The sequence below is a fragment of the Providencia sp. PROV189 genome (genome assembly GCF_028480065.1).
GTDB lineage: Bacteria > Pseudomonadota > Gammaproteobacteria > Enterobacterales > Enterobacteriaceae > Providencia > Providencia stuartii.
The window spans coordinates 1-13,237 of record NZ_JAMPOG010000059.1 but is presented as its reverse complement, the minus strand read 5'-3'; the positions used below and the strand labels follow the sequence as shown (position 1 = coordinate 13,237).

The following is a 13,237-nucleotide window of genomic DNA, read 5'->3' as shown; positions in this document are numbered from 1 at the left end:
TGTCCAACTGTTCGCAAGCAAGCAACCCGTTTTGCCAGAAGCGTTCAAATACGCCAGCATCCCGCCACTCCTGAAATCGGCGATGAGCAGAGCTTGACGAGCATATACCGGTGGCATTTAGCGCATTCCACTGGCAACCCGTCCTGAGTACGAAGAAGATGGCGTTCATTGCAGCGCGATTATCAACCCGCTTGCGGTGCGTACCCAGAGGATGGTGAGTTTTATGCTCCGGGATGAGAGGAGCCATTTTCTCCCAGAGTCCATCACTGATTTGCCACTTGTTGCCCACCATGCTTTGCCCTCATAAATTATCATTATGTATTATCTGACAATTCCTTTTGGGATAGGTTCTAAATACCTTAATGGGTAAAAGCTCCATTCGTAGCTTTGCAAGTGAATGTAACAATCAGTGATACCATAATTAGAAAATACCTAAACGGTCAGAGTCTTCCGGATATTGACAAAATTGAAGCAATAGTAAAATACACAGGGTGTTCATTAGAGTGGTTAGTTACGGGAAAAGGTACTCTGCAACCTGCACCACCCAATAATGTCACACCGAAAGAAATTGAAGCGGGTTGGAATTACATCTTTCAGTCATTAACGCCTGAAGAAAAACATCGCGTGATTTCAACGTTTAATCGAGGTGGATTACAGGCGCTATTTGCTGAAGGCATCATGAAACACAATGAAGATGTAATAAATTGAAATTTAAATATAAAAGTGACCAGACCGCTAAAACAATTATGCCGAGGTATCACTTTCTATATGATTTATTGGTATGAGGTTAACGCTAAGTACGCGATTCTTGAATTCGCTCTTGTAGCCACTGTTCTACTTCACTTTTCAGCCAACGAGAACTACGTCCTAGTTTGATTGGCTTTGGAAACTCACCGTCTTGAATGAGCTTATAAAACCACTTATCCGTTAAGCCTGTGAGCTTAGTGATGAATTTCATATCGATAAATTGGTCATTTAACAGCGATGGCATTGTTACTGTTGATGTTTCAATTGGATTTGTCATGAGGAAAAACTCCTGTCTTTAAAATTAAAGTCAGAAGCGATACCGGTTTGATGAAAGGGATATCACTTCAAGTCATGACATCCCTTCTCCAGTTTTTAATTACCGACTGCATCCAAATGACCGTTCACCATCCACATTGAACTTGGTATGTAACTTAGCGAGATACCGAATTCGATTTACAATGATATTTTGGGATTGATTCGTCACAATGTAGGTATAAACGCCATCTTTGGTTTCTTCCTGCTCAACACGGTATAAATGCGTGACATTTTTACCCGCAATGTTGACTAATGGGCGAGACGGTAAATACCTAATTTTGATGGCACTGCACCAAGCCTGTTGTAACATGACATAAAGGGTTCCACTCTCTTTTTTGAAATCCCCTAAGGAGTGATAGATATCTTTGTTAAGCAGCAACATCACGTGGTAGTGCTTTTGTTTATTCTTTTCACCAATCTCTTTCACCCAACAATAATGTAGTTCACAGGAAAGATTACGTTTCCAAGCCTCTTTTTTCTTTTTAAGGTCATTTTTGATTTTAGCCTTAAGTGATTCAAAGAATCGGGTAATTGCTGTGGAGTCATCTGCAACATCTTCTGGTGTAATTGGAAAGCGTAAATCAAGGTGTATGGCAGTTAAGCGTTTATGTACCGCTAGTGCTTTATTGATGGTACGGTTAATTTGGTTTACATAGTGTTGGTTTAGCTTTTTTGACATGACGAATTCCTCTTATGTTGGTTGGATGTCATATCAATAGGAGGGCAGTATTAAATTACAGCGTGGTTATTAGGAGAATAAGTTCACCGATCTAAGTCTGCTGCTTAAGGCTGCAAGATCGTCATACTGACTAAACTTTTAAGGGAATATGAGGTTGGTAAGTCAGTGTAGATTTATAAGACATGTGCTTAACTATTTAGGTCATTTACGCATTAATAGGTTTATGGAAGATGATGCCACTCTAGGACTATAGGTATCGTTTTAGATGTGTAGGTTGGTTTTTGTATTAGAATAGTCGTGTTGATATTTAAATGTATTGTTTATATGTAGCATGTATATTTATATAACTATACCAACACACCGATTAGGCTATTTTCGTTAAAAACCCTCAGTAAGTACTCAAGCGTATGGACATTAACCTGAAATTAAATTGAGTTTGAGCGCATTTTTTCAATAAAAACCACAACTCACTACTCTGATATTAGCCCCCTATTTTCACTTCTCAATGACCTCATTTTTATACTTTTCCCCTTAAAAAAACATGCAAATTTTAACTGCCACCCTCATTTTTTCGCGGGTCATCATGAATACCGTAAGCCCTGAAGCCTTCCAGCCAATATCATCAAAAACAAAGATGGTAAATCATAAGCACATGATAATAATAATATTTAATAAAGGTGCGCACTTTGAGATGCGCGATAATCTACGTAAAAATTAAGCCTATCGCTTATCCGTGGCTTTGGGTGCTGAACGTTTCTGCCAAGTAACGCATATTTTTTTACGGCATAATGCATCTATTGGAGTTCGTTTCAGTATGTCATACTGGCTCATTAGGTTGGTGAGGAAGGGACGATGCCAAGTAAATACCGAGTTCATATTAATTTTAAAAACAAGCGCATCTATGATCACATACTCAAAGGTGCGAAGCGCGCTAATACAAAACCAGGAAAATTTGCAGAACAGCTTATTGAGAAAGAAATTAATCGTTCTATCATGCACTATAAAAATGATGATATCGATTTGAAGGGAGCCTATTACGAAATCACATGTGTAAAGTCGAAAGAAGGATTGATGTCGAGACCAACTAAATTCTGGCCCGGCGGCGTAAATAAAGATTACACAGTAGAGGAGTTTAATGCTCGATTCATTAAATCTAAGAGAATCAACAGAACGGCTGTATCTGAATTAATTAAAGATGAAATTATCAATCTAAAAAATTATCCTGATAATCTCATCAAGCCACTTGCTGATATAACGCTTATACTCATAAAAGAAGTTAATGTGAATATCTTAGACATAAAAAAAAGTGATCATGATGAAAAAAATATCAGCCAAAAATTAGAGTTGCCTTGAACTATGAGGCAGAAATCGTCCCTGTGTATTTAGGTAATAACATCTTAGAAATAAATATTCTAGACATTAAACACTATACATTTGCCCAGTTATTTCAAGAAAATCGAGCTTATCATTTAAAAAAATTATTCTGTGTTCAAATAACGCGAAAAGGGGGGTATTTTTTGAGGGCACTCAATTCCCCCATTTACCGTGATGACGTGTTATGTGAAATCAAAGAAAAATATCAACAGAAAGTTAAAGCCTACATTGATGATAAAAATATCAGTATAAAAAACCGTTCAGAGCAAGCTAAGCAACTGATGGTACTTTCTTAGTTATCACTTAATCACAACCCCTTTCAGTTAGATATTTTTTCAGCGCCATATTATCTCCTTGTAAAATCACAAGGAGATTTTTATGTCTGCTGAACATATTGTTTCATCATTAATCAAAGCCACCCTACCTAACTCACTGTCACACCTACAATCCTACTTCTTACATGAAGTTAACCAACTTGTTCACTACTCCCCTACCATTGGCCTCATGGGCAAAACGGGCGTGGGAAAATCGAGTTTATGCAACGCCCTATTCCAATCTAACGTCTCTGCAATAAGTGATGTCGAAAGTGGCACACAAACGGCCAAGCGGCTGCAAATGACGTTAGGAAAACGCACATTAACACTGATTGATTTTCCGAGAATAGGCGAGTCACTGTCGTGTGATAAAACGTATCAAGCGTTATATCAGCAAATGTTACCAGAACTGGATTTGATTATCTGGGTGTTAAAAGCCGATGATAGGGCGTGGACGTCGGATGAGGTAACTTACCGCTTTTTAACACAGCATTGTGGATATCAAGCTGCGCAATTTTTATTTGTTATTAATCAAGCTGATAAAATTGAGCCTTGCCGTGAATGGGATGTTCATGCTTGTCATCCCTCCCACCAACAAGCTAACCATTTACAGTTAAAAATCGATGCCGTACAAAAAGCATTTTCCCCTCATCATCCTGTCATTGCTATCTCCGCAAAAGAAGGCTATCAAATTGATGTGTTCGTTGAACATTTCATACACGCCTTACCCGCTAAAGCCAGCAGCAGTACCTTAACGCAATTAAAGCCAGTCTACCGGACAGAACATATCAATTCGCAGGCGAAACAAGATTTTGGGCAATGTGTGAATCAGGCGATGGATGACCTGATTTATCAACTGCCTCTCCCTATGGGGATAAAAGACACCTTTATCCAAATCAAAGACACGCTGGTTTCTGCTGTCGTCTCACTTTGGCGATGGCTATTTTAATCATTCTAACCGTTATTCACCGAAACTCATCTAACTCTCATTGATTCATACATTATCAATCAAATACATCATTTTTCATCTTACCAATAAGGAATGACAATGAACCTAAATCCTATATTCTCACCACTCAAAGCAAAATTTGTCCTATTTAGTGCAGCCCTATCATTCAGTACTCTACTGGTAGGATGTGGTGAAAATGCCTCCTTCATCACGCAGTGCAAACTTCAAGGGGGAAGTCGTGCAATGTGTGAATGTTCGTGGGATAAAATGGCTGAAAAATACCCCACGAAATACTTGGTTGCCATCGGAGAAGGCAAAGCTATGCCACCAGCTGATTTTACTCAGCAAATGCGAAATGCCTTTATTCAATGTAATCGACAATAATCCGTTTAACGTCTAATCAGAAGCTCGTTAACTATGCTCTCCCTTTTTTTAAAGTATCTGACTATCGCATTTAGCCTCGCCTTGATTATGCTCATTTTTAATGTGTTTAGCGCGACAGGTCATGTTCGTGGATTTTGGCATGGCGTGAGTATTTTATTCTGGCTCACGCTGAGCCCAGCGATAGGTATGACATTAGGTGCCCTGATAAGACAATGGCTAATGCCTGATGCGATTTATACCCGTGAAGGCACACTCGGCCTCGCGAAAGCTAAACTGTTTTGGGCGGTAGGTCCACAAGGTATTGGTTGGTTATTAGGCGCCTTAGCTGTCGCTGATAAGCTCACATAAATTCCCTCATTCTCATCACACCCATTTGTTTTTATCACTAACGCCAACAGGGGAAACCGTGTTGGCATTTTTTTATCATCAACTTACTGGAGAATACCATGACTCAGTCCTTTTTATCATCCAATGACATGGAAACTATTCACCGCTCTACAGTTCCTCTTATGCAACGTTCAGATTTTTGGCAAACTCATTTTGGCAACGTTAAAGGCTTTTCAACCTTTGAAGTGGTGATTTTTACTACCATGGGCCAGTTTTGTGAGGACTACCACGGCGGGTATTGGGAATATTGCACTTTATCTAATGGCGGCGCTTTTATTTATCCCGATTTGAATCAAGAGGAGCTTACGCTATTCAATCCGCATAATGGTAACGAAGCTGACGTCAGTTGTGAAGCCGCAGGCATTGCCGTGTGTTTGATGATGTACAGCTTATGGTCATTTCAAACGGAAAGTGACATCCTCGTCGATCGCTTTTATCAATTGCGTGATTATGCGGCGCAACACCCAGAACGTTCCGCCATTTTCCATCTAATCGATTAACCACGTCCTTATTTACGCCTTCGTATTATCTGATTCATTATAAAAGCATCATCAGACTAACCCATTAATTAACTTACATTTATTTTTATATCTATATTATTTTAGTGAATCAATCATCAGAATGAGTCACTAAAAATGATACTCAATATACCTATCATTTCGAGAAAGCTCTGCACCGCAAGGTGTAGGGCTTTTTTGCTTATTACTGTCTATCAATATCGACTGAATTGGAGTTCTATTATGTTTACCTTACAAGAGCAAGAATCAACTGTTATCAAAACCAATCTCGTTCACTCCAGTGGCCGTCATATCTTCTGGCGTTTCTACTTTGGGACGGTACCCGATTGGCAACGTATCGAGGGCGATATTTTTAACATGATGGCGAAGCTCTGTCATCGCTATCAGGGCGCGTTTTGGGAGTTCACCATGTTATCGAATGGGGGTGCTTTTATCTGGCCTGAGATGATTGAAATCACCTTGCCGATGTTTAACCCTCATAATGGTAACGAGGCTGAGTTAAGCCCTGAAGCAGCCGGTATCGCAGTCTGTCTAATGGTGTATAGCATCTGGTCGTTTAAAACCGAGAGTTCTGTGCTGGTAGAGTATTTTTACCAACTTCGTGACTATGCGATGCAACATCCCGAGCAAGCACAAATCTTTCACCTAATTGACTAAGTTATTGATAACGCTTTAATACAGCGTCCACCAGCTTATCACCTCACTTATTTCCTTTATCTTATTTTAATTTATCAGTGTTATCACTGAGGAGGCCCCCTATGTCTCGTTTAGCTTCTCGCTTTGGTGCGGCGAATAGCATTCGCCGTGACCGCCCGTTAACTCTCGAAGAGTTATTTCGCACCGTACCCAGTGTGTTCTCTGAAGAAAAGCATGAATCTCGTAGCGAAAAGTATACTTATATTCCTACGATTACCTTATTGGATAGCCTGCAAAAAGAAGGTTTTTATCCGTTCTTTGCATGCCAAACTCGTGTGCGAGATGACAGCCGTCGTGATCATACTAAGCATATGTTACGGCTCCGACGTCATGACCAAATTACGGGTAGCCAAGTGCCTGAAATCATCTTACTTAATAGCCATGATGGCTCCAGTAGTTATCAGATGTTACCGGGCTTTTTTCGCTATGTTTGTCAAAATGGGCTGGTTTGTGGCGATACCTTTGGGGAGGTCAGAGTCCCCCACCGAGGTCATGTTGTCGATAATGTCATTGAAGGGGCTTATGAAGTATTAGGCACCTTCGATACCATCGCTGAAAAACGTGAGCAAATGCAGTCCTTACTATTACCGCCACCAGCACAGCAGGCCTTGGCGCATGCGGCTTTAACCTATCGCTTTGGTGAGGAACATCAACCAATAACTGAAGCTCAAGTCTTACAACCTCGCCGTTTTGAGGATAAGAAAGACGATCTTTGGACAGTGTACCAACGATTACAGGAAAATTTAATCAAGGGAGGATTATCAGGCAGGAATGCCAAAGGTAAACGCGCTCGCACGCGTTCAGTGAATGGAATTGATGGGGATATTAAGCTCAATAAAGCGTTGTGGGTACTGACAGAACAAATGCATGCTCATTTTGCTGGACGCGAACAACTATAGCCACAGTATACGTTAAATAATTGGATCTTACGGTGAACGCGATGAAATTATCAGAACGGCAACTAAAAACCTTGAGTAATGTGAAACTCAATTATGGCTCACTCTGCAACAAAAGGACACTCAACTCGCTGGAGAAAAAAGGAATGATTCAATGGAATACATCAAACGATTGGGTCTTAACGGAGTTCGGTTTTCATATCTATAACATGAGTAAACGGCGTTGCTTATAAAGCGTTAGCGCTAACATAAAGACTTATCCCGTATTTTGGTATTTGATAATATCGAGCATACCAACCTATTCAATAAAGGAGAGCATTCTTTAAACATCATTTTATTCCCTTCCATTTTGACTCACTCTCTCATCAACTCTTTTTCTTATTTAAGCACCAAAACAACAGTTGATCGATTACGCCGATCGATAACCGTTTATTGATAGATACGATCGATATTATCGATCGTATTTTAATTATTGATAGGTAAAACAGATCGATTAAGTTAAACTATCTCACGCTAAATTATCTTTATGTCAGTGATATTAAGGTGATTGAGTCAAATCTTTCATACCTTCCACTGACATAACGCGATTCAACCATACTTAATGTGATATTGATTAAAAGAAAATCAATCATGAAAAAAGCGTTTATTGTTTCCGCCTTAATGGGGTGCATTTCATTACCGGCATTCGCTAACACAGATGACAGTAAAACGGGGCTTTATGTTACGGGTAAAATGGGCGCATCCATTGTGCAAATGTCCGGCCAGCAGTTTGTCTACAGCGGCTATGCTGATGCCGGTGATAATGGTACCAAAAATGGAGATAGCCATCGTACTGGCGTATTTGGCGGTGGACTTGCGTTAGGTTATGACTTTTCCAATCAGTTTGATATCCCTGTTCGAGCTGAATTGGAATTTATGGCGCGTGATAAAGCGAATTCAACCTACAATATCCGCGACCGTGTGCGTAATGGCGTACATCAAACTCGTGATATTAAAAACCAAATCAAACTCAATACGTTAATGGTCAATGGGTACTACGACATTAAAAATAGCTCAGATTTCACGCCGTATATCTCTGTCGGGCTAGGCTATGCGGCCGTGGATTTTAAAACCACCCGCGCTGATGCTTATACTCCAGGACTCTCTCTGCATGATACTCACACGCATACCGCCAATAACTTTGCCTGGAGTGTCGGTGCGGGGGTGAACTATGCCATCAATGACGATTGGGATATGGGGCTGAGTTATCGCTATTTAGATACTGGAAAAGCCGACATCACGACAGCGGTAGGCGATGGGGAAAACACCTCAAAAATCAAAGTGAAGGCCAATGACATCATGCTTGGTTTGACTTACCGATTCTAATCTCTGGCATTCAGCCTTATAGATTACCCTCAACTTACCTAGCCAACATGCCTTTTTGATGTTGGCTATTTTACATCCTAAAAAAGGTGGTTACATGAACTCATCTTATTTTATTAAATACCTGCTAATTGCTTTCGTCATTAGCGCAATTGTCGTTGTTTATAATTGGATTTCGCCTACCGGTCATATCTACGGTGTTTGGGCAGGGATTAAGTTTTTCGTTGTCATGGGCTTAGGAACAGGGCTGGGCATGTTTATCGGTAATGCTATACGACTCGCGATTATGCCAGATTACATCACAACACGCGAAGGTGCGATAGGGCTGATACAAGCCAAGCTCTTTTGGGCTATCGGCCCTCAAGTCATTGGCTGGTTTGTCGGGCTAATCCCTGTGTACTCTTTCTTTTATGGCTGAATATCCAATGAAAAATCGCAACCTATTTCGTTTATATCTGCTTCTTTTAAGCTTATTCCTGATAACCAATTGTTCAGAGTCGCCCAAAGAGGTTTTTATGCATCAATGTGTTAACAACAGTAATGCCTTTAATAAACAGGAGTGTGAATGCGCATTCACTCTTCTGACTAAAAAATTCCCTGAAGACAAACTCGCCCAATTTATGGCATCAAAAATCAATACGGCACAATCATTAACGGAAGAACAACGCCAATATCTTGGTTATTCCGCCAAAGTGCTTCAATATTGTTCTCGACATCGTAGAGGTTAAATGATGATGAAAAAAATACTATTAGCCTGTGTTCTCATGAGCGGCTCACTAAGTGCATTCGCTATCCCCAATTATTGGTCGGCAACCTTCGCACAAGGCTATATGGAGTACGGCATCAGTAATGATAAACATCTCAGTGTTATTCTTGCCTGTAATATTGCTGCTGATGAGGAATATGATAATGGCGTTTATCTTTATCAAGATGGACATCCTATCGATACAAACAATATCGCCTTTGTTATCGACGATGAAGTCTATTACATTCCTGAGGAAACCAAAACGCGTAGTGAAGGTAATGCCTGGACTCTCTTTACGCAAGCGATAACAAAAGCGAACTCATTTGCAGTGTACGCCAATGATAAACCGATTGGTCAGTTTACCCCCAATTCTAAAAACAGGGCAAAAATTTTTGCCGACTTTGATTGTAATGCCGTATTTTATCGCGATATTGCCCGCTGATCCCCCTTCTATTTTGTTTATCGGCCCATCAAAATTGGGCCATTTTTCATTGATATTAATCATCTCATTCATTATTATTGCAAGAGATCAAATAAACAGGCCTCCATGTGGATCCCTGCTCTTTTCGATATCATGGTGTATCATTATTTCCTAATAGAAATCGAAATCATATTCTCAAAAAAGAGACTATTTTGGTGCTCGGCAAATACTATTTTAGGGACTGAGGGCACAATTGAGGGTATAAATTAAACCAAATTCAATTAATTAATTTAAATACATAACGTTATGATAAAAAGTCGATTCCGAGTCCGGCACCAATTTCACTTCTACAGTGGTCTCCTCAGTTAGTTTAGTTCCTCATAATGATTAAGTTATCTTCTATTCCACCTAAACAAACTCAATACGATATTTGATATTTAAGCATAGCTTGTTCGATATAATTTAAAGACCATTTTATAGCGTACCACTCCTGACAGATATGAGCCTAAAACAAAGAACATAAGGCTTCTGGTAAGCGTACTCCGAGCAAACCTAATAGTTGCCGTTACTGATTGCTTTACGAGCAAAAAGAAATAATTATCGATTGGTGTTTACCCTGATATTTCTCTTGCTGACGCCCGCGTTATACGTGATGAAGCCAATATGGTATTAAAACGAATGGGGTATAATGGTAAAGCCACGGGGCATGGTTTCCGCCACACCATGAGTACGATCCTGCATGAAAAAGGGTTTAACAGCGCTTGGATTGAAACTCAATTGGTGCATAAAGATAAAAATTCCATTCGTGGAACCTATAATCATGGTCAGTATTTGGAAGGGACAAGGGAAATGATGCAGTGGTATGCGGATATATTGATGAGTTAGAGCATAAATCAAACTGAATAATATCATTTAGCCACCTTTGCGAATATTCGTAAAGGTGGTCATTACCTAGACTTTATTTTTTCCTAAGCACTGATATCGAACTATAATTTAACCTAACGCGACAAGCACGCACCCTCCAGAACATCCACAAACGACTTTATCCCCCTCTAACGCGACAGGGATACCATTAATTTTCATTAAGCTATCACCTTCAACAATAGTGCCTGTTTTTTTGCACGAAGGGCAATAAACAGAGTCACCCACACAAGCTACGCCTTGAGTTTGCTTGGCGAGAGAAGAAGCAGTCAGCACCGTACCACCAGTATTCGTCGTATCATTTTTTAAAATGATTTTTCTGCTGTTTACGGTGCTACGCATTAAGATATTTCTCCTGATACAGTTTCACTAAAATCTGTTCGACCTTTTTCTAAAACGTCAACGAAAAATGTTTTTTATCAAATGATAAAATATTTTACTAGACTGGTAATCTATAAAAGAATCATATCTGAGTTAGTCATTTATAAAGTGAAAATTCTACGACACTAGTTTATTTTTATATATCTTAATAATAATCATTTCCAAATACATCATTCAAAAAAGATTCAAAATTACTATATTCCTTTTGGAATAAACCATCATAAGAGTGAAAGTAAACTTCGCCATAACTATCTTTCTTAAGGGATAAAAGCAAGGTATTTCCCCCATTATCATAACCAAAGGGTATAAAACTTCCCTGCTCATAGTGTACTGATTTATTATTCAGTATTACATCCAAATCACCAATATCCTCAATAAGCTTTTCAATAGGTAACTTTCCATACTTTATAGGGTTAAAACCTCCAAAATAAGAATTTATATTGGAATCTTCACCAATAAAGCCACCATTAATGGTAAGATAGTGTCGCTTAAATGCTTCTGGCAATTTAGCTATAAACAACAATTCAAATTGATTTAACTCATCATTAGATAAGCTTTTTTCAGGAAACACTAATTCTATTGTCATATAATTGGCTCCTTATTTATTGGGTAATCTAAATGGATATTCACTAACATTATTTGTGTCCTTGAATTGGCTCACTCCACCTTTATGCTGAATCCCATTATGTGAATCCGAAACAACTAGCTGCATAGTACCTTCATTAGTAATTGGATCATAATCATCTAGGTGGTGCCAAAGATAACGTTCCCCATCTAACATAGGTGTGGATTTTTGTCCAAATCCAGCCATATTTGCCGCTTCAAAATCATCAGGATAATTCCCTGTATACTTAATTTTTACTATAGGCTCAACTGGAGTACCATCTGGCTTCAATCTATCAGGATTATGATATAATGCCTTGCTTTTCGAATAGTCTAATCCACCATTCTCATTAATAATAACATCATCATATCCACGAGCCTTGAGTTTTTCTTCAACTGATTTACCGCGTAAGCTTACATACGTAGGTTTTACATCCTTTCGCTCAACCGTCAGAATATAATCGCGAAAATCCACCGGCTCAACATCGTGCCCCGTATGCCGCCAGACAATATCGTCATCCGCAACAGGCAGTGTCTCAGGTCGATAATCGAAATCATGAATATCAAACCCTTCAGGCTTATCGACTTTTTGTGGCAGAGGGGAAGGCCCTGCATGAATAATCGGCCCTTTTGGAATATCATCAATCCGCGCTGAGATATTAATAATTTTGCCTGACGCCGCTACCCCCATATACAGCTGAGTACCACCATCCACATCAAATCGGTATACTTCAATAGGCGCCAGCAGACTGAGTGCATGACCAAGGGATTGATACGCAGGTAAGCTGATGACTTCCATTCTTTCAGCTCCAGATGCCAGCTGACCTTTAATCACAGGAACTTGCGCTTTATCACTATCCGGCTCAGTATGAAGAGCAATCAACTGTGATGCCGCTGCCATTGCGACTGCGGTTTTATCAGTTGAGGCAAAACCCACTCGCAAACGTGTCGGTGCCGTTCCCCCCATATCCGCAATTTCCAATAAATCCTGCTGGGTTAAACTATCGCCTTTATAATAGTGAGCCACCATAGCGAAAAAGATCTTCCTGCCGTCCATGGTGACGGGAAATGATACCCGCAAAACTTGTTCTAGCTCATTGGAAATGTTCTTACTTGAGCTCTGTTGTGTTGTACCCCAACCAAAATCGTTCTCTTGTTGCCCTACAGCAGCACCGGCAACACCACCACTTAAGGCTCCTCCCATTCCCATGCTCCCACCCAAACCACCGAAGAAAGGAAATGCCTGTGCAGTCCCAATCGGATTGAGTGCATTGCCAATGGTACTGAATAAGGATGAAACCCAGTTAGCTTCAGACTCAGATTGTTCAGTTGCTGACGGAATACCACAGGTATACGCACTGTAATCACACTCCCCAAAATTCGCCAAGTCTTCGACCGCATCACCAGCATCTGTATTGCCTTCGCCGCGCAAGATAGATTTGGCAAATACCGGTTCGGCAATGCGTTTAATTGCTATCACGCGGTGGAGGTCGTAGGGGAACCACAGTTGATAGCCTTCATCTCGCTGTTGATAATGGGCTGAAC

General features: G+C 40.0%; 19 protein-coding genes and 1 pseudogene. 14 read left to right on the top strand and 6 right to left on the bottom strand.

From position 1 onward, the window contains the following. The coding region (locus PR833_RS19870; RefSeq protein WP_272526459.1) for a transposase at positions 1 to 292 on the bottom strand (292 nt) is incomplete at its 3' end. 101 nt (positions 293 to 393) lie between these two features. Here PR833_RS19870 and PR833_RS19865 point away from each other — a divergent pair. Continuing rightward, on the top strand, positions 394 to 708 hold the full coding sequence (locus tag PR833_RS19865; RefSeq protein ID WP_196715752.1) for a helix-turn-helix domain-containing protein: 315 nt from the start codon (positions 394 to 396) through the stop codon (positions 706 to 708). 85 nt (positions 709 to 793) lie between these two features. Here PR833_RS19865 and PR833_RS19860 read toward each other — a convergent pair whose 3' ends face one another. Both PR833_RS19860 and PR833_RS19855 read right to left on the bottom strand, forming a co-directional pair. Then, positions 794 to 1,024, bottom strand: coding sequence for a helix-turn-helix transcriptional regulator (locus PR833_RS19860; RefSeq protein ID WP_196715753.1), 231 nt, complete (start codon positions 1,022 to 1,024; stop codon positions 794 to 796). Positions 1,025 to 1,123: 99 nt separating this feature from the next. Next, positions 1,124 to 1,741, bottom strand: coding sequence for an inovirus Gp2 family protein (locus PR833_RS19855; RefSeq protein WP_196715754.1), 618 nt, complete (start codon positions 1,739 to 1,741; stop codon positions 1,124 to 1,126). An 852-nt stretch (positions 1,742 to 2,593) separates the two neighbouring features. Between PR833_RS19855 and PR833_RS19850 the strand changes: the two genes are divergently transcribed. The 13 genes and pseudogenes from PR833_RS19850 to PR833_RS19790 form a co-directional block, all read left to right on the top strand. Beyond that, complete coding sequence (locus PR833_RS19850; protein WP_272526458.1) at positions 2,594 to 3,094, top strand: hypothetical protein; 501 nt, start codon at positions 2,594 to 2,596, stop codon at positions 3,092 to 3,094. 164 nt (positions 3,095 to 3,258) lie between these two features. Continuing rightward, complete coding sequence (locus tag PR833_RS19845; protein ID WP_272526457.1) at positions 3,259 to 3,411, top strand: hypothetical protein; 153 nt, start codon at positions 3,259 to 3,261, stop codon at positions 3,409 to 3,411. Positions 3,412 to 3,493: 82 nt separating this feature from the next. Then, positions 3,494 to 4,378: a GTPase family protein gene (locus PR833_RS19840; protein ID WP_196715756.1), complete on the top strand. Its 885-nt coding sequence runs from the start codon at positions 3,494 to 3,496 to the stop codon at positions 4,376 to 4,378. Between the two features lie 99 nt (positions 4,379 to 4,477). After that, on the top strand, positions 4,478 to 4,762 hold the full coding sequence (locus tag PR833_RS19835; protein ID WP_196715757.1) for a hypothetical protein: 285 nt from the start codon (positions 4,478 to 4,480) through the stop codon (positions 4,760 to 4,762). A 33-nt stretch (positions 4,763 to 4,795) separates the two neighbouring features. Then, complete coding sequence (locus PR833_RS19830) at positions 4,796 to 5,110, top strand: hypothetical protein (protein ID WP_196715758.1); 315 nt, start codon at positions 4,796 to 4,798, stop codon at positions 5,108 to 5,110. A 128-nt stretch (positions 5,111 to 5,238) separates the two neighbouring features. Then, positions 5,239 to 5,649 carry an antirestriction protein gene (locus PR833_RS19825; RefSeq protein WP_196715786.1) on the top strand — a complete coding sequence of 137 codons (411 nt, stop codon included), beginning with the start codon at positions 5,239 to 5,241 and terminating at the stop codon, positions 5,647 to 5,649. Between the two features lie 240 nt (positions 5,650 to 5,889). Further along, positions 5,890 to 6,324: an antirestriction protein gene (locus PR833_RS19820; protein WP_004927121.1), complete on the top strand. Its 435-nt coding sequence runs from the start codon at positions 5,890 to 5,892 to the stop codon at positions 6,322 to 6,324. A gap of 101 nt (positions 6,325 to 6,425) precedes the next feature. Then, positions 6,426 to 7,262, top strand: a complete 837-nt coding sequence (locus PR833_RS19815; protein ID WP_196715759.1) for a DUF932 domain-containing protein — start codon at positions 6,426 to 6,428, stop codon at positions 7,260 to 7,262. Between the two features lie 627 nt (positions 7,263 to 7,889). Continuing rightward, positions 7,890 to 8,624 (top strand): outer membrane protein, encoded by a 735-nt coding sequence (locus PR833_RS19810; RefSeq protein WP_196715760.1) that lies wholly within the window; start codon positions 7,890 to 7,892, stop codon positions 8,622 to 8,624. A gap of 94 nt (positions 8,625 to 8,718) precedes the next feature. Next, positions 8,719 to 9,039, top strand: a complete 321-nt coding sequence (locus PR833_RS19805; RefSeq protein ID WP_040132871.1) for a hypothetical protein — start codon at positions 8,719 to 8,721, stop codon at positions 9,037 to 9,039. Between the two features lie 97 nt (positions 9,040 to 9,136). Continuing rightward, positions 9,137 to 9,349, top strand: a complete 213-nt coding sequence (locus tag PR833_RS19800; protein WP_230085219.1) for a hypothetical protein — start codon at positions 9,137 to 9,139, stop codon at positions 9,347 to 9,349. A 3-nt stretch (positions 9,350 to 9,352) separates the two neighbouring features. After that, complete coding sequence (locus tag PR833_RS19795) at positions 9,353 to 9,808, top strand: hypothetical protein (protein ID WP_230085220.1); 456 nt, start codon at positions 9,353 to 9,355, stop codon at positions 9,806 to 9,808. A 639-nt stretch (positions 9,809 to 10,447) separates the two neighbouring features. Continuing rightward, a pseudogene (locus PR833_RS19790) lies at positions 10,448 to 10,672 on the top strand (tyrosine-type recombinase/integrase); the annotation flags it as partial. A 108-nt stretch (positions 10,673 to 10,780) separates the two neighbouring features. Here PR833_RS19790 and PR833_RS19785 read toward each other — a convergent pair. The 3 genes from PR833_RS19785 to PR833_RS19775 all read right to left on the bottom strand — a co-directional run. Further along, positions 10,781 to 11,050 carry a PAAR domain-containing protein gene (locus PR833_RS19785; RefSeq protein ID WP_076914457.1) on the bottom strand — a complete coding sequence of 90 codons (270 nt, stop codon included), beginning with the start codon at positions 11,048 to 11,050 and terminating at the stop codon, positions 10,781 to 10,783. Positions 11,051 to 11,234: 184 nt separating this feature from the next. After that, on the bottom strand, positions 11,235 to 11,675 hold the full coding sequence (locus tag PR833_RS19780) for an SMI1/KNR4 family protein (RefSeq protein WP_004927418.1): 441 nt from the start codon (positions 11,673 to 11,675) through the stop codon (positions 11,235 to 11,237). 12 nt (positions 11,676 to 11,687) lie between these two features. Continuing rightward, the coding region (locus PR833_RS19775; RefSeq protein WP_272526456.1) for an HNH endonuclease at positions 11,688 to 13,237 on the bottom strand (1,550 nt) is incomplete at its 5' end.

Coding starts and splice junctions, on each gene's coding strand:
- PR833_RS19840 (WP_196715756.1), top strand. CDS start 3,494: ATGTCTGCTGAACATATTGTTTCATCATTAATCAAAGCCACCCTACCT.
- PR833_RS19820 (WP_004927121.1), top strand. CDS start 5,890: ATGTTTACCTTACAAGAGCAAGAATCAACTGTTATCAAAACCAATCTC.
- PR833_RS19810 (WP_196715760.1), top strand. CDS start 7,890: ATGAAAAAAGCGTTTATTGTTTCCGCCTTAATGGGGTGCATTTCATTA.
- PR833_RS19785 (WP_076914457.1), bottom strand. CDS start 11,050: ATGCGTAGCACCGTAAACAGCAGAAAAATCATTTTAAAAAATGATACG.
- PR833_RS19825 (WP_196715786.1), top strand. CDS start 5,239: ATGGAAACTATTCACCGCTCTACAGTTCCTCTTATGCAACGTTCAGAT.
- PR833_RS19815 (WP_196715759.1), top strand. CDS start 6,426: ATGTCTCGTTTAGCTTCTCGCTTTGGTGCGGCGAATAGCATTCGCCGT.
- PR833_RS19835 (WP_196715757.1), top strand. CDS start 4,478: ATGAACCTAAATCCTATATTCTCACCACTCAAAGCAAAATTTGTCCTA.
- PR833_RS19830 (WP_196715758.1), top strand. CDS start 4,796: ATGCTCTCCCTTTTTTTAAAGTATCTGACTATCGCATTTAGCCTCGCC.
- PR833_RS19850 (WP_272526458.1), top strand. CDS start 2,594: ATGCCAAGTAAATACCGAGTTCATATTAATTTTAAAAACAAGCGCATC.
- PR833_RS19800 (WP_230085219.1), top strand. CDS start 9,137: ATGCATCAATGTGTTAACAACAGTAATGCCTTTAATAAACAGGAGTGT.
- PR833_RS19795 (WP_230085220.1), top strand. CDS start 9,353: ATGATGAAAAAAATACTATTAGCCTGTGTTCTCATGAGCGGCTCACTA.
- PR833_RS19805 (WP_040132871.1), top strand. CDS start 8,719: ATGAACTCATCTTATTTTATTAAATACCTGCTAATTGCTTTCGTCATT.
- PR833_RS19855 (WP_196715754.1), bottom strand. CDS start 1,741: ATGTCAAAAAAGCTAAACCAACACTATGTAAACCAAATTAACCGTACC.
- PR833_RS19860 (WP_196715753.1), bottom strand. CDS start 1,024: ATGACAAATCCAATTGAAACATCAACAGTAACAATGCCATCGCTGTTA.
- PR833_RS19780 (WP_004927418.1), bottom strand. CDS start 11,675: ATGACAATAGAATTAGTGTTTCCTGAAAAAAGCTTATCTAATGATGAG.